Annotated in this window: 15 protein-coding genes; 11 read left to right on the top strand and 4 right to left on the bottom strand. The window is 63.8% G+C overall.

Annotated features, from left to right (window positions below):
* Positions 1-314 precede the first annotated feature (314 nt).
* Both GAU_RS03790 and GAU_RS03785 read left to right on the top strand, forming a co-directional pair.
* The gene (locus GAU_RS03790) at positions 315-2,423 is read left to right on the top strand and encodes an ATP-dependent helicase (RefSeq protein ID WP_012682229.1); all 2,109 of its coding nucleotides are present in this window, start codon (positions 315-317) and stop codon (positions 2,421-2,423) included.
* 96 nt (positions 2,424-2,519) lie between these two features.
* Positions 2,520-5,372, top strand: coding sequence for a M16 family metallopeptidase (locus tag GAU_RS03785; RefSeq protein ID WP_012682228.1), 2,853 nt, complete (start codon positions 2,520-2,522; stop codon positions 5,370-5,372).
* Between the two features lie 138 nt (positions 5,373-5,510).
* Here GAU_RS03785 and GAU_RS20375 read toward each other — a convergent pair whose 3' ends face one another.
* Positions 5,511-6,611 (bottom strand): aminopeptidase, encoded by a 1,101-nt coding sequence (locus GAU_RS20375; protein ID WP_012682227.1) that lies wholly within the window; start codon positions 6,609-6,611, stop codon positions 5,511-5,513.
* Between the two features lie 9 nt (positions 6,612-6,620).
* Here GAU_RS20375 and dnaE point away from each other — a divergent pair, with 9 nt between their 5' ends.
* The 8 genes from dnaE (at position 6,621) to GAU_RS03740 (ending at position 18,140) form a co-directional block, all read left to right on the top strand.
* A complete protein-coding gene (gene dnaE, locus GAU_RS03775; protein ID WP_012682226.1) occupies positions 6,621-10,118 on the top strand; it encodes a DNA polymerase III subunit alpha in 3,498 nt (1,165 codons plus the stop codon).
* A 30-nt stretch (positions 10,119-10,148) separates the two neighbouring features.
* A complete protein-coding gene (locus GAU_RS03770; protein ID WP_012682225.1) occupies positions 10,149-11,117 on the top strand; it encodes an acetyl-CoA carboxylase carboxyltransferase subunit alpha in 969 nt (322 codons plus the stop codon).
* A 31-nt stretch (positions 11,118-11,148) separates the two neighbouring features.
* A complete protein-coding gene (locus GAU_RS20370) occupies positions 11,149-12,477 on the top strand; it encodes a PSP1 domain-containing protein (RefSeq protein WP_012682224.1) in 1,329 nt (442 codons plus the stop codon).
* Positions 12,478-12,486: 9 nt separating this feature from the next.
* The gene (gene metG, locus GAU_RS03760; protein WP_012682223.1) at positions 12,487-14,034 is read left to right on the top strand and encodes a methionine--tRNA ligase; all 1,548 of its coding nucleotides are present in this window, start codon (positions 12,487-12,489) and stop codon (positions 14,032-14,034) included.
* 209 nt (positions 14,035-14,243) lie between these two features.
* Entirely contained in the window at positions 14,244-16,124 is a 1,881-nt protein-coding gene (locus tag GAU_RS03755; RefSeq protein ID WP_041265229.1) for a hypothetical protein, read from the top strand.
* An 11-nt stretch (positions 16,125-16,135) separates the two neighbouring features.
* Positions 16,136-16,708, top strand: a complete 573-nt coding sequence (locus GAU_RS03750) for a pilus assembly FimT family protein (protein ID WP_012682221.1) — start codon at positions 16,136-16,138, stop codon at positions 16,706-16,708.
* A 59-nt stretch (positions 16,709-16,767) separates the two neighbouring features.
* Positions 16,768-17,169, top strand: coding sequence for a type IV pilus modification PilV family protein (locus tag GAU_RS03745; protein WP_012682220.1), 402 nt, complete (start codon positions 16,768-16,770; stop codon positions 17,167-17,169).
* A complete protein-coding gene (locus tag GAU_RS03740) occupies positions 17,169-18,140 on the top strand; it encodes a PilW family protein (RefSeq protein WP_156798891.1) in 972 nt (323 codons plus the stop codon). Before GAU_RS03745 ends, GAU_RS03740 begins: the two co-directional genes overlap by 1 nt.
* Before the next feature lie 55 nt (positions 18,141-18,195).
* Here the strand turns inward: GAU_RS03740 and GAU_RS03735 are convergent, their stop codons facing one another.
* The 3 genes from GAU_RS03735 to GAU_RS22585 are packed head-to-tail and all read right to left on the bottom strand — an operon-like array spanning position 18,196 to position 20,419.
* Positions 18,196-18,813: a LemA family protein gene (locus GAU_RS03735; protein WP_012682218.1), complete on the bottom strand. Its 618-nt coding sequence runs from the start codon at positions 18,811-18,813 to the stop codon at positions 18,196-18,198.
* Positions 18,814-18,852: 39 nt separating this feature from the next.
* The gene (locus GAU_RS03730; protein WP_156798890.1) at positions 18,853-19,578 is read right to left on the bottom strand and encodes a nucleotidyltransferase domain-containing protein; all 726 of its coding nucleotides are present in this window, start codon (positions 19,576-19,578) and stop codon (positions 18,853-18,855) included.
* The gene (locus tag GAU_RS22585; RefSeq protein ID WP_012682216.1) at positions 19,562-20,419 is read right to left on the bottom strand and encodes a TPM domain-containing protein; all 858 of its coding nucleotides are present in this window, start codon (positions 20,417-20,419) and stop codon (positions 19,562-19,564) included. The genes GAU_RS03730 and GAU_RS22585 overlap by 17 nt, the downstream gene beginning before the upstream one ends.
* A 161-nt stretch (positions 20,420-20,580) precedes the next feature.
* On the opposite strand from GAU_RS22585, the gene GAU_RS20365 reads away from it, so the two are divergent.
* Entirely contained in the window at positions 20,581-21,372 is a 792-nt protein-coding gene (locus GAU_RS20365) for a DsbA family protein (protein ID WP_012682215.1), read from the top strand.
* Positions 21,373-21,405 lie beyond the last annotated feature (33 nt).

The raw sequence follows: 21,405 nt of genomic DNA, 5'->3' as shown, positions 1-21,405 counted from the left end.
GGAGTCCGGAGAGGGAGATTGGGTGGGAAATGCCAGCGTTGAGCTTCCAGCAGCGAGTAACAGGCTTATGGAAGAGCACGCCGCAATTCCCGCCCCGCGCCCAGTACGGAAGTAAAGACGCCCCTCCCCCCTCCCCCGTCACACCCCCGGCCCCCCCGTTTCATTTCCCGTAGTCCCAGCTCCCGTAGTCCCAGCTCCCGTAGTCCCAGCTCCCGTCGTTCCAGCTCCCGTAGCCCCAGCTCCCGTAGTTCCAGCTCCCGTCGTTCCAGCCCCCGTCGTTCCAGCCCCCGCTCCTCCCCCGTAGTTTCCGTCGCATGGCCGAGCCCCCCCGCATCCACCTCACCACCCAGAACCTCCCCCCTTCCCTTCTCAGCGAGCCTGCGGAGCCCGCCCTCAACCCCGCCCAGGCGGAAGCCGCCAACCACGGCGACGCCCCCCTGCTCATCGTCGCGGGCGCCGGCTCCGGCAAAACCCGCACCCTGATCCACCGGGTCGCCGCTCTTATAAGAAGAGGCATCCCGCCCCACCGTATCCTCCTCCTGACCTTCACCCGTAGGTCCGCCCAGGAGATGCTCTCCCGCTGCGAGCGCCTCGTCGGCCCCGCCTCGCAGTCCGTCCAGGGCGGCACCTTCCACGGCGTCGCGCACCGCCTGCTCCGCCGTTTCGGCCCCTCTGCCGGCCTGCCCGCCGACTTCACCATCCTCGACCAGAGCGATGCCGGCGACCTGATGGGGCTCGCCCGATCCGCACTCGGCTACGGGGACCTCAAGAACGCCCCCCGGTCGGCGCCACGTTTCCCACGCGCCGAAACACTGGTGTCCATCTATTCGCGGCACATCAACACCGACCGCCCCGTGGCGGAGCTGCTGAACGAGCTTTGGCCGCACTTCCTGGCCTGGACGGGCGACATCGAGCGCTGCTTCGGCGACTACATCCGCCGGAAGAGTGAGCGCAACCTGCTCGACTACGACGACCTGCTGCTGTCGTGGGCGCTCCTGCTCGAGCAGGCACCACCAATCGCCGAGCAGATCCGGGCGTTGTACGACCATGTGCTCGTCGACGAATACCAGGACACCAATCCGCTGCAGTCCCGCATCCTGCGCGGCTTGTGCACCAACGGGCACATCACGGTGGTCGGCGACGATGCGCAAAGCATCTACGCGTTCCGCGGCGCGACCATCCGCAACATCCTGGACTTCCCGCACGAGTTTCCCGGCACGCGCATCGTCACGCTCGAGCAGAACTACCGCTCCACGCCGCACATCCTCGACAGCACCAACGTGCTGATCTCACGCAGCATGGAGCGCTACTCCAAGCAACTCTTCACGGCACGCACCGATGGCGAGCGTCCGTGGCTGGTGACCGTACGTGATGAATCCGCGCAAACCGCGTTTGTCGTGGATCGCCTCCTGGAGTTGCATGAACAAGGCACCCCACTGCGGGAGATGGCCGTGCTGTTCCGTGCCGGCTATCTGTCGGCGGATCTCGAAATCGAGTTGTCCAACCGGCGCATTCCCTACGAGAAGTGGGGTGGCCTCAAATTTCTCGAAGCCGCGCACATCAAGGACATCCTCGCGTTTGTGCGCCTGCTCGAAAACCCGCGTGATGAAGTGAGTTGGTATCGCCTGCTGCGGCTGTTGCCCGGTGTGGGTGATGCCACCGCCCGCAATGCCATCGAGTTGCTCAACCAGCATGGCTGGGCACCGATGGCCATTGGGGCGGTGAAAGCTCCCGCACGTGCCAAGCCCGGCCTGTTGGCCATGGCCGCACTGTTCGACGGTATGGGACGCGTGGAACGGGCCGACCGTCCGCACAGCCCGTCAGAGACCATTCGTCTGGTGCGGCAGCTCTACGACCCGCTGCTCAACGCCACCTACGACGACGCCCCACCGCGTCTCGCCGATCTCGATCAGCTCGAGATCATCGCCGCCGGATACACCGATCGCACCGAGTTTCTCGCCGCGCTGGCACTCGAGCCACCATCCAGCACGCAGGATCTCGCGATCGGCAGCACCGATGAAGACGATGCGCTCATTCTGTCCACCGTGCACTCCGCGAAGGGCAAGGAATGGGACGCCGTGTTCGTGATTCATGCGTCGGACGGCGTGTTTCCGATGGCCCGTGCCGCTGTGGATGACGCACAGATCGAGGAAGAGCGTCGTCTCCTGTACGTGGCGCTCACGCGGGCCCGCAACGATCTGTACGTGGTGTATCCCTTGCACAGCTATGCCACACGCACCGGTGCCGATTTTTCCTACACACAATTGTCCCGCTTCCTCGACCCCGGTGTACGCAACACCATGCAGCGCGTGACGCTGGGCGATGTGCCCGACACGCCCGCCCTGCGTGGCGAGCTTGGTCTCACCCCCGTCGAACCCGTGGTTGATTTGCGCGCCCTGTTACGCGGACGATTCGGTGCTTGAGCCTCCAACAGCGCTTTTCATTTCCATCCCTTCCGTTCCTGCGGTTTTCGCGCGCAGCGCCTGCAGGAACCCTTCAGTCCCTTCCAGGTCCGTCCAATGAACCGCTTCCTGCACCGGGCCACTGCCCTCGCGGCCGCGCTTCTCGTCATCACACCCGCCATCGCAGTCGGGCAGAGAGCACCCGTCAAGCCGGCCGCCCCGCGCGATTCGTTCGCGCTGACGGCCGCCTTGCCGGTAGACCCTGCCGTGCGCGTGGGCACGCTGCCCAATGGCATCAAGTACTACGTACGCCGCAACGCCAAGCCCGAGCAACGGGCCGAGTTGCGGCTGGTGGTGAATGCCGGTTCGATCCTGGAAGACGAAGACCAGCGCGGCCTCGCGCACTTCGTGGAGCACATGGCGTTCAATGGCACCACCAACTTCGCGAAGAACGACATCGTGAAGTACCTCGAGTCCATCGGCGTGCGATTTGGTGCCGATCTCAATGCCTACACGGGATTTGACGAGACCATCTACATCCTGCCCGTGCCCACCGACAGCGCCGGCATTCTCGAGCGCAGTTTCCGTTTCCTGGGCGACGTGGCGAGTGGCATCAAATTCGACTCCGCCGAAGTGGTCGCCGAGCGTGGTGTGGTGCTCGCCGAATGGCGCGATGGACTCGGCGTGGGCGAACGACTCCGCGACAAGCAGTTCCCTGTGATTTTCCGCGGTTCGCGATACGCCGAACGCCTGCCCATCGGCAAACCCGAGATCATCGAAGGTGCCACACCGGCGCCGCTCAAGCGCTTCTGGCGCGATTGGTACCGCCCCGACCTGATGGCCGTCGTGGCTGTGGGTGACGTCGATCCCGCGCGCCTCGAGCGCCTGATCCGTACCACCTTTGCCAGCATTCCGCGTCGTCCGTCGCCGCGCCCTCGCACCATTGCCACGGTGCCCGCACACGACTCCACGCTGGTCACCATTGCCACCGACAAGGAACTCACGTCGTCGAATGTGGGCGTACTCTGGAAGCGCCCCGGAAAGGCAACGCGCACCGTGGGCGATCTCCGGGTCGGCCTGCTCGATGAATTGTACGATGGCATGATCAACCAACGCTTTCGCGAACTCGCACTCAAAGCCGACGCACCGTTTGTGGGCGCCGGAGCGAGCAGCGGCGCGTTCGTGCGTGGCAGTGCCTACTCGTCACTCGACGCCAATGCCCGCGAAGGACAGGTCATCGAGTCGTTGCAAGCCATTCTGACGGAAGCCGAGCGTGTGCAGCGGCACGGCTTTCTGGCCGCGGAGCTCGATCGAGCGCGCACCAACATGCTGCGTGGTTATGAACGGGCCTATGCCGAGCGTGACAAATCCCCCTCTGGGGCATTCGTCGACGAGTATGTGAACCACTACCTGGTGGGTGACGGCATCCCGGGTATCGCGTTCGAATACGCCGCCGTGCAGAAGCTGCTGCCCAATGTCACGCTCGATGAAGTGAACGCGCTGGCGCAGCAACGCAGTGGTGCGGCAAACCGCGTGGTCACCGTGACGGTGCCGGACAAGGATGGACTCGCCGTGCCCACCGAAGCGGAAGTGCGTCGCGTGTTTGGCACGCTGGTGGCGGCCGACATCAAGCCATGGGTCGAAACGGTCAGCGATGAAGACCTGGTGCCCACGCCGCCTGCGGCCGGCAAGGTGGTGAGCGAACGCACCGTGGCGTCGCTGGATGTGACCGACTGGACGTTGTCGAATGGCGTGCGGGTGCTGGTGAAGCCCACCGACTTCAATGCCGACCAGATCGTGATGAGCGCCTGGAGCCCGGGCGGGGCGAGTCTGGTGGCCGACAAGGACGTCTTCAAGACCTCGCTGACACCCACCGTGATCGAACGGGGTGGTGTGGGTGCCTTTTCGCTGATCGATCTGACCAAGAAGCTCACCGGCAAGGTGGCGTCGGTGAACACTGGCATCGGCGATCTGAGTGAAAGTCTCAATGGTCGTGCCTCACCACGCGACCTCGAGACACTGCTGCAACTGACGTGGCTGCGCATGACCGCGCCGCGGGTGGACAGTGCCGCATTCCAGGCCCTGTTGCCGCCCATCGAGACCGCGCTGCGCAACAAGGACGCGAATCCTGGTGCGGTATTCTCCGACACGGTGCAAGTGACGCTGGCCGGTGGCCATCCTCGTGTTCGTCCGCTCACCATCGATATGCTGAGTGAACTCAACCTGGGTGAGATGTTCAACATCTATCGCGACCGGTTCGGCGACGCGAGTGAGTTCACGTTCCTGTTTGTCGGCAATGTCGATCCCGCCACGCTCAAGCCGCTGGTGGAACAGTGGCTGGGCGCACTGCCGGCCAGTGGCCGCAAGGAAGAGCCACGCGATGTCGGCCCCAAACAATTCACCGGTGTCATCGACAAGACCGTGCGCAAGGGCATCGCGCCGCAGAGCCAGACCGCCGTGCTGCTGGCCGGCTCCGCGCCTTGGTCGCGTGAGGAAGCCTACCTGCTTTCTTCAGTCGGCGAAGTGCTCGAAATGCGATTGCTCGATCGCCTGCGCGAGGCGCTCGGCGGCACCTACTCGGTTTCGGTGAGCACGGCGTTTTCGCGTCGCCTACGTCAGGAATGGCAGATTGCCATCAGCTATGGCTCGGCGCCCGACAACGCGGAGCAGATGTTCAAAGCCGTTGAGCAGGAGCTCGACTCACTGCGCCGCACACCACCAACGGCCGCAGAAGTGGAACGTGTGCGTGAACAGCAGCGCCGAGAGCTCGAAGTCGCCAAGAAGCAGAATGGCTACTGGCTCAACACCATCCGAGGGCGCGTCGAGAACGGCGACCCGCTCGATGGGCCGATTGAAGATGAAGCCCGTATCGGCACGCTCACGGCGGACAAACTTGCGGCCGCCGCCAAGCGCTACCTCATGGAAACCAACCGCGCGCGTTTTGTGCTGCTTCCAGAGAGACCACAGTAGTTCGCTTACACCAGGAACAGCTTTGCCGCGGATGACACGGAAACGCGCGGAAACTACACGGATACAGAAACAAAAGAGTGTTTGATCCGTGTAGTTTCCGCGCGTTTCCGTGTCATCCGCGGTGAAGCAGTTGGCAGTTCACCGGTCCTGCCGCTGCACCGAATCCCGATGCGCCGCAATGATCCGGTCTATCGCCAGCTTCAGATTGGCCCCCGACGCCACGTACACCGAGTCGAACCGATCAAGGCCATCGGCATACACGCGGCGTGCCAACAAGACCGCGTTGTCGAGTACTACCCGCTGCGGCCAGCCCGGCGGGTAGCCACGGAGCTGCGGCCCCACCGAATCGACGAGACGCCGCTGGGCGCGTGCATACACGGAATCCCGCGCCGTGATGCGGTCGGCCGTTGCCGAATCGGGCAATGACGCGAAGATGCTGTCGATCTGGAGCGCCGTGCGGCCCCAGAACGCGCCAAGTACGAGGTCATCGTGCCAATCGTCCTGCGCGCGACGCAGCAAGGTGGTGTCGCCCAATGACCGGAAGAAGTGCTCGGCCCCCCGCCCGCCCACAAACGAGGCAAAGGACTCGTTGAAAGACACCTTGCCCTTGGCGAAGTAGGTATTGTGCAGGAGCTCATGCAGCACCGTGTTGACCAGCGTCACCGAATCCTGTCGCACGGTGGTGCTCACCAGGGGATCATTGAACCACCCCAGTGTACTGAAGGCGCTGGATGGTCCCATGCTCACGTCAAACCCTTCGGCCCGCAGTTCCGCCGCTGTCCGCCGGGCTTCCGCAAAATCGAAGAACCCCTTGTAGGGGAAACTGCCCACGATGGGAAAGGACCACGTCTTGAGCTTGAGGCGGTCCCGGTAGGCGGCCGACACGACCAGCACCAGCGTATCGCGATCGAGCTGGGAGAAGGTGGTGAAACTCTCCTTGGCCTCGAGGCCCAACGAATCGATGGCGAACTGCCGGGCCGCAAGCACCAGCGCCAGCTTGGCGCGCAAGGCCGGTTCGGTGTTGTCGCGCACCACGAGGCGTTCGATCGGCTGTCGACGGGCGAGGATGCGCGCCTCCTCGTACGCCGCGCGCGAGATGTAACATCCCATGGGGGTGAGCGTGAGCAGCACCGCCAGGGATGCCACCAGGGCGCCAGCGATGCGGCGAGCCCAGCGCCTCCAGGTGGTGTGTCCCGTCCCTGACAAGTCCTGCCGTCCGTTCTCCTGCTGCGATATCATTCGGGATCCATGTCGTTCGTCCACCTGCACTGCCACTCCGAGTATTCGCTCCTCGACGGCGCGAATCGTATCGATGATCTGATCAAACGCGCGCAGCACTTCGAGATGCCTGCGCTCGCGATCACCGATCACGGTAACATGCACGCCGCCTGGGAGTTCCAGGAAAAGGCGCGCAAGGCCGGCATCAAGCCCATCCTCGGGATGGAAGCCTATGTCGCGCCAGGCGATCGCCGCCAGCGCGGGCGTCCCGCCCCCGGGGTCAAGCCGTACTACCACCTCGTGCTGCTGGCCCGCGACATCGTGGGCTACCGCAATCTCGTCAAGCTCACCTCCCTCGGATACACCGAAGGCTTCTACACGAAGCCCCGGATCGACCGTGAGCTGCTCGCCCAGTATTCCGAAGGGTTGATCGTTTCGTCGGCCTGCCTGGCTGGTGAAGTCGCGTCACACCTCATGGAAGACCGCGTCGATCAGGCGCGGGAGGCCGCGGCGTGGTATGCGGAGCTCTTCAAGGGGCGCTATCACCTCGAGGTGCAGGCGCACACCAGCGAAGGACAGGCGATCCTCAATGCGAAGATCCTGTCGCTCGCTGACGAGTTGAGCCTGCCGGTGGTGGCCACGAACGACGCGCACTTCCTCAAGCACGAGGATCACGACGCGCACGACGTGCTGCTGTGCATCGGCCTGGGCAAGGATCGCAACGACCGCGATCGCATGAAGTACGACGATGGATTGTACTTCAAGGCCCCCGATGAGATCCGCACGTTTTTCCCGGGTCGTGAGGACGTGCTCACGAACACGCTGGCCATCGCCGATGCGGTGGACGTGCAGTTCGCGAAGAAGTACTACGTGCCGTCGTTCCCGCTGCCCGAAGGGGTGGCGACCGAGAACGACATGCTCGTGCAGATCGCCACGGACGGTGCGAAGGAACGTTATGGCGATCCGCTGCCGGCCAATGTGCAGGAGCGACTCGACTACGAGTTGGGCGTCATCACGAAGACCGGGTATGCCGGCTACTTCCTGATCACGGCCGATTTCATCAAGGCGGCGCGTGATCGTGGCATTCCGGTTGGCCCGGGCCGCGGTTCTGCGGCAGGCTCGCTGGTCGCCTATGCGACCCGCATCACCGACGTCTGCCCGCTCGAATTCGACCTGCTGTTCGAACGCTTCCTGAACCCCGAACGCGTGTCCATGCCCGACGTGGACGTGGACTTCTGCTTCGAGCGGCGCGGGGAAGTGATCGAGTACGTGCGGCAGAAGTACGGCAAGGACAGCGTTGGGCAGATCGTCACGTTCGGCACCATGAAGTCGCGTGCCGCCATCAAGGATGTGGGGCGCACCTTGGGCTTCACGCCAGCGGAAACGGACGCGCTGGCCAAGCTGATCCCGAACGCACCAAACTTCTCGCTCACCGTCAAGGAAGCGATCGAGCAGGTGCCGGAAGTAAAGGCGTTCTACAAGAACGACGAACGCTACCGGCAGTTGCTCGACTTCGCGGTCAAGCTCGAAGGTCTCTCACGGCACACCGGTGTGCACGCCGCCGGCGTGGTGATCGCGCCGGGTCCGCTCGACGAGTTCGTCCCCATCTGCACGCAGGCCTCCAAGGGAGCCGGCGGCGATGGTGACGAGCGGGTGATCGTCACGCAGTACGACATGACGGCGCTCGAAAAGGCCGGCATGCTCAAGATGGACTTCCTCGGCCTCACCACACTCACCGTCATCACCGACACGCTCCGCAACATCAAGGAGCGACTCGGCAAGGACGTGGTGCTGGAAGAGCGCGGCTTCACCGACGAAAAAACGTACCAGGTGTTGCGTGCCGGCCGTACCGGCGGCGTGTTCCAGTTCGAATCGCCACTGGCCACGGACGTGCTCAAGCGCATGCGCTGCGACCGATTCGACGACTTGGTCGCCTCGAACGCGCTGCTACGTCCCGGCCCGCTCGATGCCGGCATGCACAACGTGTACATCCGGCGCAAGCGCGGCGAAGAGCCCACGGTGTACGCGCTGCCCGAACTCGAACCCATCCTCTCCAACACCTACGGCGTCATCACCTATCAGGAACAGGTGATGCGTATTGCCCAGGTGCTGGCCGGCATTTCGCTGGCCGAAGCCGACGTGCTGCGAAAGGCCGTGGGCAAGAAGGACGCGGAGCTCATCAAAAAGGAGCTCGGCAAGTTCACCGAGAAGGCGATCGCGCGCGGCTACAGCAAGAAGATCATCGAAGAGCTCGCGGGACAGATCGAAACGTTCGGGCGGTACGGCTTCAACAAGAGTCACTCGGTGGCGTACTCGGTGGTTGCCTACCACACCGCGTACCTCAAGACACACTACCCGGCCGAGTTCATGGCGGCACTGCTGTCGTCGAACATCGGGAAGACGGAAGAAGTGATCAAGTACATCGCCGAAGCCCGGGAAATGGGTATCGAGGTGCTGGCGCCCGATGTGAATGAATCGGGCTGGCGCTTCACGGTCATCGGCGACAAACGCATCCGCTTCGGGCTCGGCGCCATTCGCAACGTGGGCAAGGGCGCGATCGATTCCCTGCTGGCGGCGCGCACCGAAGGCGCCTTCCCCACCCTGCATGACCTGTGCGGGCGTGTCGACCTGCGCCTGTGCAACAAGCGTGTGTTCGAAGCCCTCGTGGCCGCGGGTGCCTGTGATACGCTGGGTGGACACCGCGCCCAGCTACTGGGGGCGCTCGACCACGCCATCAGCGAAGCGTCCTTGCAGCAGGAAGAAGCGGAACGGGGACAGGGCTCGCTGTTTGGGGACCTCATGGGCGACGCCCCCGGCAATGGCGGAGGGAACAACGCCGCCCCGCAGATGCTTCCCAACATCGCCATGTGGTCGGAAAGCGAGCGGCTGCAACGGGAAAAGGAGCTGCTCGGCTTCTACATCTCGGGCCATCCGCTCGAGCCACACCGAACAGAGTGCGAACTCTTTGCCACCAGCACCGTGGCGAAGCTCGGTACCTGGACGGCAGAGCCGGTGACCATCGGTGTGGTGGTGACGGCAATCCGTAAACAGATCTCCAAACGCACCGGAGCGGAGTTCGCCCGGTTGACAGTCGAGGATTTTTCCGGATCTTCTGAGGTGCTGGTGTTTCCGGAAGCGTGGGGGGTGATTGCCGAACGTGTGCGCCCCGACGTGCCACTGCTGCTCAAGGGTGGCTACTCCAGGAAGGATCAGGACGTCGAAGGCGCTACTTTCATCGTGAACGAGGTCACGCGCTTCGCGGAGCTGCGGGCCAGCGGTGATGTGGCGGTGGCAATCGATCTGGGCGTCAGCCTGGATCTATCGCCGGCGATGATGGATGATGTCCGTGCCAAGGTGGAGTCCCATGAAGGGTCTGCTCCGCTGGAAGTGCGGTGGCTGGATGGCAACGGCAAGGTGGTCCGTTTCCGGTCCAAGTCACTCAGGGTCACGGCATCACCGGCAATTCTCTCGGATCTTCGCGCGCTGCTTGGCGCCGACCGTGTGCGCCTCGTGCGCACCGGTGGCTGACGAGCAACGCGTCACCTTTTCAGGACGATTATGGCTGCTGCCCCGGTTCTCGAGTTCGAGCGTCCCATTGCGGATCTCGAAAAGCAGATCGAGGAGCTGAAGCGACTCGCCGCTGACCGCTCACTCGATGTGGCGGAGGAGTTGGCGCCGCTGCAGAAGAAGCTGGGTGATCTGCGCATTCAGATCTACCAGAACCTTTCCCCGTTGCAGCGGGTGCAGGTGGCGCGTATGTCGCGCCGGCCATTCACATCGGACTACATCAAGCACGCGTTTTCCGATTTCATCGAGCTGCACGGCGATCGCCTCTTCCGCGAAGATGCGGCGATCATGGCCGGCTGGGCGCGCCTGGAAGGTGAGACGGTCATGCTCATCGGTCATGAGCGTGGCCGTGACACCAAGGAAAACCTCAAGCGCAACTTCGGGATGCCGCACCCCGAGGGATATCGCAAGGCGCTCCGCCTGATGAAGCTGGCCGAGAAGTTCCAGGTGCCCGTGTTGACCTTCATCGATACACCGGGTGCGTGGCCCGGCCTCGGTGCGGAAGAACGTGGCCAGAGTGAAGCCATCGCACGCAACCTGCTGGAGATGAGCCAGCTCCAGGTGCCCATCATCGCGACCATCATTGGTGAAGGTGGCTCGGGTGGCGCGCTGGCACTCGGTGTGGCCGACCGCGTGCTCATGTTCGAGAATTCGGTCTATTCCACCATTTCCGTCGAAGGCTGTGCCGCGATTCTCTGGAAGGACGGCAAGAGTCAGGAGATGCGTGAGAAGGCCGCCACCGCGCTGCGGGTCACGGCGGCCGACCTCGTCGAACTCCGGGTGATCGATGAAGTGATCCAGGAGCCCGTTGGCGGCGCCCACGCGGACCATGCCGCCACGGCGCGTGCACTCCGCGAAACCCTCACCCGCAATCTCGAGGAGCTGCGTCGCCTCAAGCCGGACAAACTTGTTCGCCGGCGCCGCGAGAAGTTCCTGCGGATGGGACAGTTCACTGAGTGAACACAGCGCACCGCGCGCGGTAGCACCATCTGTGGCTCATCTCATCGAAGTCGCATTCCGCGGAAACCGAAAGGAGTTTTTCTCCTGGGACGGCGAGACGCCCCCACCGCTCAAGGCGGCGGTGATCGTCGATGCCGACCGGGGAGAGGACTTCGGTCGTGTGCATTCCACCGGTGAGCTGGCCGACATCCGCTGCCGCGGTTGTGCGCATGGCTGTGGCTCTGCCCCCCCGCCGCGTCGCGCCCTGCGCCTGGCGTCGCGCGAAGAAGAGATCCTGGACCGGTCGCTGACCGCCGAAAACGAGCAGGCCCGTCGCGCCGCCATGGAGCGCGTGAAGGCCAACAACCTCGTGATGAAGCTCACCGACGCGGAATGGCAGTGGGATCGTCGGAAGCTGACGATCTACTTCACCGCCGAACGTCGGGTGGATTTCCGGGCGTTGGTGCGCGATCTCGCGTCGATGTTCAAGACCCGCATCGAGCTCAAGCAGATCGGTGTGCGCGATGAAGCCAAGCGGCTGTCCGGAGTCGGACGGTGTGGGCGCGAGTACTGCTCGTCGTCGTGGCTCCCCGATCTGCGGCCGGTCAATCTGGGAGTCGCCAAGGATCAGCGTCTGTCGCTCAATCCGCAGCAGATTTCGGGGGCGTGTGGTCGCCTCATGTGCTGCCTGCGGTATGAGCACGAGTTTTACGTGCTGAGCCGCCGCAAATTCCCCAAGGAAGGCAAGATCCTCGTCACGTCACGCGGCGAGGAGAAGGTGATATCCTGCGACATCTTCCATGAGCGGGTGACGCTACGCACCTCCGAAGGTGACTCTCGCATCTTGTCGCTCGAGGAACTGCGTGCGGAAGTCGATGGCTATGATGCGGCCACGCTCTCCACGACCATGGAGCATCCGTCGCCGCTGTCCGGTGGCATGCTGGACGCGGCCACGGCCTCCATGCTGGATACGCAGGAGTTCGAGACGGTCCTGCTCACCTCGCCGGATTTCAGCCAGCGCGCAGTGGCCGATCGCCGTCCGCCCGAGTCGCGTGCTCCCGAGCCGGCAGCGTCCGAGCCCAGCCCCAGCCTCGCGCCGGTGGCCACGAACCTCCGGGAGACCGCCGCTTCTCCGGGGGAGGCCGTTCGCGAAGACGCGATCGAAGACGCGATGGCCGATGGCGAGAGCGAGCCCCTCATCGACGGCACGGCACCGGAAGCGTCCGCCGAAGGGCCGAAGCGCAAGCGTCGCCGTGGGCGTCGAGGCGGCCGGCGTCTGCGTGCCGCCGAAGAACGGCGGCGGTCGGAAACCGATGGTGTTGAGGGTCCCGATGCCGGTTCGGATGATGCCGATGACGACGGCGAGGATAGCGACGATTAGGTTTGGGGCATGTCTCGCTTCTACCTGACGACCGCCATCGACTACGCCAACGGTGACCCGCACCTTGGCCATGCCCTCGAAAAAATCGGCGCCGATGTCATCGCCCGATATCGCCGCCTCTGTGGCGATGACGTCCATCTGCTCATCGGCATGGACGAACACGGTCAGAAGGTCCAGCAGACCGCCGCCAAGGAGGGTGTCGCCCCGCAGGCGTTCACCGACACCATTGCCGCCCGCTTTCAGGGGATGTGGTCCCGCCTTGGCATCTCCTACGATCAGTTCATTCGCACCACCGAAGCGCATCACAAGCTCGGTGTGCAGACGCTCATCCGCCGTATTGCCGAACGCAACCCGGATGACTTCTACGAGCGGTCGTACACGGGCATGTATTGCGTGGGGTGTGAATCGTTCAAGCAGGATGCCGACATCGTCGACGGCAAGTGTGTGCTGCACCCGACGCGCACGCTCGAAGAAGTCGAAGAACGCAACTGGTTCTTCCGTCTGTCGAAGTATCAGGGATTCCTGCAGGATCTGCTCGCATCCAACCCGTCTTTCATCGAGCCCTCGAGCCGGCGCAACGAGATTCTCGGGCTGCTCGCGCAGGGACTCGAAGACATTTCCGCCTCCCGCGCGCGCCTGGACTGGGCGGTGCCGTTCCCACTGGTGTTGTCCAATGGGGAGACGCAGGGCACGTATGTGTGGTTCGATGCCCTGCCAAACTATCTCACGGCCACCGGCTTTCCCGACGAGGGATACGACCAGCGCTGGCCCGCCGATTTGCACATCATCGGCAAGGACATCACGCGCTTTCACGTGGTGATCTGGCCAGCCATGCTGCAGGCGGCAGGATTGCCGCTGCCCAAGCAGGTGTGGGCCCATGGTTTCGTGCAACTCGGTGGAGAGCGCTTCTCCAAGAGTGCGGGCGTGAAGCTCGACCTGGGTGAAGCCATCGATCGCTTCGGCGTCGACGCCTTCCGCTATGTGTTGCTGCGAGAGGTGCCGTTCGATGGCGATGGCAACTTTTCCTGGGAACGCTTCGAAGAACGCTACACGGCCGATCTCGCCAATGCGTTCGGCAATCTCGCGAGTCGGGCGATGGCCATGGTGGAGAAGTATTTCGACGGTGTGGTGCCCACGGCGGCGATGCCGGAAGCCGAGCAGGGGGACGCGGAGGAGATCGCGGAGTACCACCGCGCCATGCACGGCGAAAACGGATGGCAGTTGCACGAGGGGCTGGCCGCCGTTGGGCGTCTGACGGCGCGAGCCAACGAATTCACGGCCGCCACGGCGCCGTGGACCGTCGCGAAGGATGAATCCCGTCGTGCCGAGCTCGAAGTCATCCTCGCGTCGTTGATTCGTCGCATCGCACGACAGACGGTGCTGCTGGTGCCGTTCATGCCGGAGAAGTCCGCGCAACTGTGGCGCATGCTGGGTGCGCCAGGCGAGGTCTCCGCGCAACGTTTTGACCAACTCGAGTCACTCGACGTATCGGCGTGGCAGGTCAGGAAGGGGGATCCGTTGTTCCCCAGACCGCAGCCGCAACCGACCGCCTCTTGATCACTTCCTGATCGCTTCCTGATCGCCTCGCCGTCCGGGTCAGTCGCCCGGACGTCACATGCCGGCACCCGATGCGCAGGATGTGACGGAGCAGTATGACATTGTGATAGGCCACTGTTTCGTCGTGCGAGTGGCAGGACAGAATCAGCGTTGCAACGGGCGGCCATAATCGTTCTCGTGGTGTGCAGCCACCACCGGAGAACGCTGTCATGCCCTGTCTGTCGAATCGCCAAGCCCTCTCGCCGCTGACCCCGTCGCGCCGTGCCGTCCGTGCACGCCGCGGATTTGCGTTGGAGATGGTACTCCTCGTGCTCGTGATGTTTTCCGTGATCGTGCTGGCCGGCCTTTCGGCGGTGACCACGATCTCTCGCACGTCCACCGCCGACTATCGCGGCGCTCGTGTGAGCTATGCCTCGGAGGGCGGTGCCGACGACATCATGTCGCAGCTCGACGCCGCGATGCAGGATGGGATCATCAACGGTGAGGATATTTCCTCGATCCAGACACCGGAGATTCCCGGTTATGACATCACGCAGACCACGCAGACCACCGGCGCGCCGATCTCCCGCACCATCACCTCGGGACCGTTCGCGGGTCTGTACTCGCTCAATCAGCCCATCGATATCCGCGTAACGGCCAAGGACTCTTCCGGCAATCGCGCGATGTCGGTGCTGTCGGTGAACGCGCAGACCATCCCGTTGTTCCAGTTTGGTGTGTTCTACGAAGAAGACCTCGAGATCCTGCCTGGCCAAGTCATGAATTTTGCCGGTTGGGTGCACACCAACGGCAACCTCTACATGTCGTCGAACAGTGTCACGTTCCAGTCGAACCTGACCACACCTGACAGCGCGTTCTGGAATCGCAAGGACGCCAACAACCGCTTGAACGGCGTGAACATCAACAACAACGCCGGCACCGCCGTGAAGCTGGACTTCGATTCGCGCAGCCTGTCCGGTCCGGCATTCAAAACCCGATCCGAGCAGAAGTTCAACGGGCGCCTGATGACCAGTGCGCATGGCGTGCGCCCACTCAAGCTGCCGTTGCCGGAGAATCTCGCGCCGGTGACGCTGGTGTTGCCCAAAGCAGGCGGCGACGATCCCATGGTGCAGGAGGTGAAGATGGCCTGGAAGGCGGACTGGTACATCCAGATCAATGCCGCCAGTCTCGCCAGCGCGACGCCCACCACGCTGTGCAGCACCTTGATGGCCCAGACGCGCGCCGGTGGGCTGACGCTGCCGTCTGCCGCGATGTGCCGCAAGATCTTCAAACCAAAGCCCAACGCCTTCTACGACGGCCGTGAAGACCTGCGGGTCGACCTGATCGATGTGTACGTGGACAGCTTGCGCATCTGGAGCGACTCGGCGCCGTCCACACGCGCACCACGCATCATCTACTTCGAGATCAACAACACCAATACCAACGTCGGCAACGACTATGTGGCCGTGCGACTGCGGGGAGGCGCTCAACTTCCCAAGTCTCGCGTCGCGTCGGATACCGGTGGCCTCACCATGGTGACGGATCGCCCGATGTATGTGCTTGGTGACTACAACACACAGGTCTGGCGACCCGCCGCCATCATGGGCGATGCCGTCACGTTCCTGTCGAATCCGCCAGCAGGCAACCCCGGTATGCTGCCCGGGAGCCCCATTGCCGATGGTTCCAAGTGCAAGACCGGCACGGGCGGCGCCACCAGTGGCTGGTGCGACACACTGCAGTACGACTTCCGCAAACGCCAGTCGAGCGGGAGTACCGTCAACGCGGCCCTCCTCGCCGGACACTCGGCCACCACGTGTGACTATGCGCGAGCCGGGTGCGGATCGCCGAATTACGGCGGAGGTCTCGAGAACTTCCCGCGTTTCCTCGAAACATGGGGCGCCTCCGTCTTCCGCTATACCGGTTCACTCGTGTCGCTCTTCCAGAGCCGCTACTCGACGGGTTTGTGGAACAACACCGGCGGCGGTGGCTCCTACTACGACGCTCCCACCCGCCAGTGGAGCTTCGACGTGAACTTCCGATTCCCTGAACGATTGCCACCCGGCACCCCGTCGGTGGGCACTGTCTTGCAAACCGCTTTCCGTCCCCTCTACTGAGGGCCTGAATCATGCCTGCACACTCGTCCCGCCACCGCGCGGGCTTCACGCTCCTCGAACTGATCGCTGTCGTCACCATCGTTGGTGCCGTGATGGCGATCGCGGCGCCGCGCTTCCGTATTGCGCGCAGTACGGAGCTGCAGCTTGCCGGTATGCAGATGGCCCAGGACATCGACGTGGCGCGTACCCGTTCGTTGTCGACGCGCCTGTTGGTCCGTGTGTCGTTCAACACCACCACGAAACAGTACGGTGGCTACCTCGATCACGATGGCGACGGCACACTGACCCAGTCCGCCGCGGAATGGCAGGCGTTGCGTGGGTTCGGCGAACGTCCGCTGCCGAAGGGCATCTCCTTCGGGCGTGGTGCCGCTCCTGGTATCCCCGATGATGCGTCCAGTCAGGCCGTCACGTTCACCAATTCGCGGGTGGAATTCGATTCACGCGGTCTGGTGCGACCGATGGGCTCATCCGGTGTGGTCTATATGACGGCCGACCTGGAGCCGAAAGCGGTCGTGGCCATTTCGGTCGCGCCCTCCGGCAACGCACGATTCTGGACCTGGAGTCCGGAAGGAGGATGGAAATGATGCGCCCTTCGATCTCGTCCACTGAACGTCGGCGACGCCCCGCGGTCGCAGTCGGACCGATGGCTCGACTGCGGGCCCGTCGCGGCTTCACGCTCATTTCCATGATCGTGGCCGTGGTACTGCTGACCGTTGGTTTGCTGTCGCTCGCTGGTGCCAACTCGCAGACGATCACGCTGCAGACCATCGCGCAGAATCGCACCAATGCCATCGCCATCGCGCGCGCCTACGTCGAGCAGGTCCGCACGCGTGATCCCTGGCTCCTGGAAACTGAAGCGGCCGTGCGGTTGAATAGTGAGGGCATCACATCGGCCGATGGCGCCTTCGTGCGTACGCTGACCGTGCGGCAATTGCGGCAGAATCTCATTCGCATCGATGTGCGGGTGGACTTCCCACGCTCCTCGCAGCCGGTCACACTCACCACGCTGATGTTCCGCGGCAACGGTCTGTCCGGAGAGGCCTGATGCAATCCCTTCGCTCATCACGCATCCCGCGCGCGCGCACTGGCGCACGGATGCTTGCCCGCCGCGGCTTCACACTCGCCGAAATCCTCATCTCGATGACCGTCGCCATGGTGGTCATCGCCAGTGCGACGCAGTTCTCCATGCAGAGCTGGAAAACCCGTCGCAACTGGACGCTACGCGAGACCGTGGATCGCGACGCCCGTTTTGTGGGCCTGTCATTGGCGCGTGATATTCAGGAAGCCGGGATCGCGCTGACCAGCACGCCCGTCTTTGCCTCCATGGACTCGCGCGGCGACACAGTCTCCGTGCTCAGTGTGCCGTTTCTGCCGAACGAAGCGGCCGTGTACCCCATCTACAACGATGGTGATACGCTGCCCACGTACCCGGCAGGCGGCACGTGCGGTGCGACCTGCATCGACTTCCAGAAGGTCAACGGCACCTACGAGCTGGTGAGTGGCGATCTGGTGAAGCTGCAGGTTGGATCCACCCGTCGCTTGCTGCTGCTCACTTCGGTGTCCAATCGCTCGTCGACATTGTTCCGCGTGAACTTCCTGAACGTGAAGACACTCGCGAACCGCCCTTCGGGACTCGACAGTCTGCTGCTGATGCGCTCAGGCACGTCGATCCAGAAGCTGAACATCTACATGTATTGGCGGGATATCTCGAAGAAGCAGTTGATGCGCGCCGAGAAGCTCAATACCGCCGGCCAACCGGTCAGCGCCGTGATGGCCAACCAGGTGGAGGAGTTCCAGGCCCGGTTGCTCTTCACCATGGGCTCAGAGCATGCCACCTACAATGGCCTCGATGCCGACACCACCAATGATGGCAATGACATCATTGGCATGAAAATCCGGGCCAAGATCAAAAGTCAGCGCAGTGACCCCGCCGTGAATGGCGGCATTCCGGTGTCACGATGGTACGAATGGAAGATCGCACCACGCAATCTGCTCTACGAAAAAAACCGGATGTAATGGAAACGGCCCCCGGCGACAAACCGGGGGCCGTTCATTTTCACACCGCTCGTGCCTACTTGGAGAAGTCGACGGTCGGCGCCGCGCGCGAGGCCGCGTCGGTCACTTCGAAGTAGGTGCGTGGCTTGGCGCCCGTGACCTTGGCCGTCAGCACCTGCGGGAACTTGCGGATGTACTCGTTGTACTGCCGCACCGCCCCGTTGTAGTCCGTGCGGGATACGGCAATACGATTCTCCGTGCCGGTCAACTCATCCTGCAACTGCAGGAAGTTCGCGTTCGACTTGAGTTCGGGATACGCCTCGATCGCGATGCTCAGGCGGCCCAGTGCGCCCGTCAACTGCTGATTGGCGTTTGCCAATTCGGCCGGGTCGGATCCGCCCGGCTTCTGCAGCGCACCCACCAATCCGGCCCGGGCCTGCGTGACCTGCGTGAGCACGGACTCTTCCTGCTTCGCAAACCCCTTCACGGTGTTCACGAGATTCGGGATCAGGTCGGCGCGGCGCTGCAACTGCGCATCGATGTTCTGCTTGGCCTGTGCGGCCTGTTCATCGAAGCTCTGGATGGAGTTGTAACCACAGGCGCCCGTGGACAGCGCCAGCGGCAGCACCAGGGCCATGCGCGCCACGGTACGCAGCGCGCGTCGACGGGTCAGATGCAGAAACGAAGTCGTCATCGGATTGCTCCTCAGGGTTGGTCGTGCGGAAAAATAGAGTCAGCGCCCGTCGAGCGCATCGAGATAACGGACAAGCGTCGTCATACCGGCCACGTAGCCTTCGAGCAACGCTTCGACATCCTTCGTGGCCAAGGCCACACCACGGCGCAATGCAGCGGCCTGCTGATACGGCTCGGGATCGAAGCCACAGCGCGTGCTCACGGCATCGATCACCTGCTGGGCATCCTTCGGTGGCACCTCGCCGTCCAGGCGCAGCACCGCACGGAAGATCACCAGCAGCGTGCTCACGCTCTGGCGCAGCAGATCACGCTGGCGTTCGGCGTCGGTGCCGGCCACCATCACCCCTCGGCGAAGGCGCAGCAGCTTGCCCATCGCCTCCTGTTCCACCTGCAGCCGCAGGTCGGCGCGACGCACGGATACGCCATCGAGTGGCAGCACACCCGTGAGTACCCGGTGCCGCTCGAGGATATCGGCGTACTCCATCGGAAAGATGTCGGCCGACGCCCGCCACTCGAGCGTGGTGAGTTCGAGTACGGGAGGATTGCCCGCCTCTTGCCAGGCCCGCATGGTCTGCCCCAGCGCGCGCAACTGCGGCAGCGCCAACGACTCCGCCAGCACCATGACGTTGAAGTCGGAGTGTCCGGCGATCTCCTCGCCGCTGGCGGCCGATCCGTACAGCACGACAGCCTGCAGGGCATTGCCATGCACCTGCCGGATCTGCTGCACCAACTCGTCGAGCGTCATCCCCTTACCAGTTCGAGCCACCGCCACCTCCGCTGAAGCCACCACCACCACCGAACCCGCCGAACCCACCACCACCGCCGCCACCAAACCCACCGCCGCCCCAGCTACCATGCCCGCCCCCACCCATCATGGGGCCACCCGGGATTGGCAGCGGGATACACCCGACGCAGCCGCGACGCCGACCATTCATCGAACTCACCACAATCACGATGATCACGATGAGCACGATGGTGGCAAACGGCGAGTCCTCATCGTTGGTGCGTCGACGGGCCCGTTGTGGCTCCGGCAACCCGTCCAGCGTAACGCCAAAAGCCCGCGCATACCGATCGGCCACCTGCGCCGAGAGCTGCACCAGCGCACCCGAATAGTCGCGCGCCTGGAAGAGCGGCGTCACCGACCGACACAGCGCACCCGCCGTGGCGTCGGTGATGAACCCTTCGGCGCCCTGGCCCGTCTCGACTCGGCAATACCCGCGGCCATCGGTGGACGTCTCCTTGGGCACCAGCAGGATGATCACACCCGCATTGCGGGCGGCATCTCCCACCTGTGCGTCGGAGCCGACCTTCCATTCACGGCCGAGTCGCAGCGCCACTTCTTCTACCGGACGCCCGCCGAGGTCCGGCAGGGTGACCACCACCATGTCACCGCGCGTCGCCGCATGGACCCGCTGGGCCAGCGATTCGATCTGCCCCGACGCCTCGGGGGCGAGCACCCTGGCAAAGTCGTTGACGTAGCCGACAGGCTGCGGCAGTGCCGTGTTGGGCGCCTGCGCCGCCACCGTGGCCACGAACGGACCGGTCGACGCCACCAGCAGGGCCGCGACCAAGGTCAGTGCGCCGAATGATCGGCGAAGAGAGTTCATCACCATGGGAAGATATCGTCCATACGTCCCTGACACCGTCCGGGTGTCAGAAGTTCAGGCAATTGGGCATCGATCTACGGTGAATCCCGGGAACCCACGCCAGGCCACCCTGAAACGCCCCTCCCGGTGCGGGAGTAGGGCCAATCCGCTAGGCTTCAGGGATGCCCTCGACCCGCCGCCTGACCGTGTTGGCCCTACTCGCCGGCACGTTGTCTTTTGTGACCAGCGCCTGCAATCAGGCCCGTACCGAGGATGGCAAGGCGCCACCCGCCGCCCAGACTGCGGCGGCCAATGCCAACGCCGGCGCCCCTGCTGGCCCAACCACCACGTCGACCGGTCTCACACCAACGGGCACCGATTCCGCACTGACCCTGCGCGCCGACTCGGGACGTTTGATGGGCACTGGCGCGATGTGGGTGGTGATGATCTCCGACTATCAGTGCCCCTACTGCAAGAGCTGGCACGATTCGTCGATGGCCAATCTGGAGCGCGACTACATCAAGACGGGCAAGATCCGATTCGCCTACCTGCACCTGCCACTCGAGGGGATTCATCCGCATGCCCGGGCGGAATCGGAAGCCGCCATGTGTGCGGGTGCGCAGGGCAAGTTCTGGCCGTACTCCAATGCGTTGTTTGCTGCACAGGGCACCGTGCGCACGATGAACGATGTGTCACCCTTGCTCACGCGCATCGCGCGCGAGCAATCGCTGGACCTGACGGCGTTCAACGCCTGCCGTCAATCGCCAGCGATACGCTCGCTGGTGGAGGCCGATATTCGCCAGGCCAGTCAGGCGAATGTGCAATCCACGCCGTCGTTTGTGGTGGGTGAGTTCATGCTGCGTGGTGCCCTGCCCTACCCGGACTTTGCGAAGGCCATCGACACCGCGCTCGTGCGATTCAAGCAGCGCACCGCCGCGCAGGCCGCCGGCGCTCCTCCGGGCCCCGGGCGCTAGCCGCCGCGCATTCGCGTTCACAAGGACCGCGTT

The organism is Gemmatimonas aurantiaca T-27 (assembly GCF_000010305.1).
Classification (GTDB): Bacteria; Gemmatimonadota; Gemmatimonadetes; order Gemmatimonadales; family Gemmatimonadaceae; genus Gemmatimonas; species Gemmatimonas aurantiaca.
The sequence above is the reverse complement of the archived record's forward strand: the minus strand, read 5'-3'. Positions and strand labels throughout refer to the sequence as shown.